Annotated in this window: 1 protein-coding gene; it reads right to left on the bottom strand. The window is 74.8% G+C overall.

The window, feature by feature from the left end; translation table 11 throughout:
• Positions 1-299: 299 nt before the first annotated feature.
• Positions 300-765 (bottom strand): helix-turn-helix transcriptional regulator (locus tag ABD211_RS26830; protein WP_344137729.1); only part of this gene is annotated, 466 nt, incomplete at its 5' end.

Here is a 765-nt window from a genome sequence, read left to right as displayed (position 1 = left end):
CCCGGTCACCGACCGGTTCGATGCGCGGCGCGGCGGTCGCCGCGGCTGCCGGGTTCGCGGCGACCGCCACGAAGGCGCTCGCGATGAGCGCCAGCGTCGCGGGTAGGACAGTGGGTCGTTTCACGCTCTGCTCCTCCCGCCCGCCCGGTCAGGGCGGGCTTTCCCGGGGTGGGGGGCCGTAGGGGGTACCACGGCCGTCCGGCCAAGCCGCGGGTGTACCGACGGCCCAGTTGAGGTCAGACGTTAGGTTTGCGTCCCACTGAGCGAAACAGGGAAAACCCTTGATGCGTTGCCGAGGGTCACAGTCCCTGCACGAGGCGGCTCGACAGCTGCGTGCGCGACCGGACGCCGAGCTTGCGGTAGACCCGGGTGAGAGTCGCCTCGACCGTCTTGATGGACAGGAACAGCTGCGCGGCGATCTCCCGGTTGCTCGCCCCCGCCCGGACCAGCGCCGCGATGCGCGCCTCGGTCGCCGTCAGCTCCGCCGGGTCGGGCGCGGCGGCCCGGGTCGCCTGCGCGATCCACGGGGTGGCGCCCACAGCGGTGAACGTGCCCAGCGCCCGCTCCGCGAGCGAGCGGGCGGACGCGTACCGCCGGCGGCGGCGCTCCACCTGGGCGGCGATGAGCAGGCTGTGCCCGTACTCGATGGGTTGTCCCAGCTCGGTGAAGCGCGCCGCGGTGTCGCCCAGCAGCGCGACCGCGCGGTCGTGCTCGCCGCGCGCGGCGAGCAGCACGGCGGCGGCGCGGTCGAGCCGGGCCCGGGTG

This window comes from Luedemannella flava (genome assembly GCF_039528515.1).
In the GTDB taxonomy this organism is placed as follows: domain Bacteria; phylum Actinomycetota; class Actinomycetes; order Mycobacteriales; family Micromonosporaceae; genus Luedemannella; species Luedemannella flava.
Note: the sequence above shows the minus strand (reverse complement) of the source record. Positions and strands in the feature narration are given on the sequence as shown.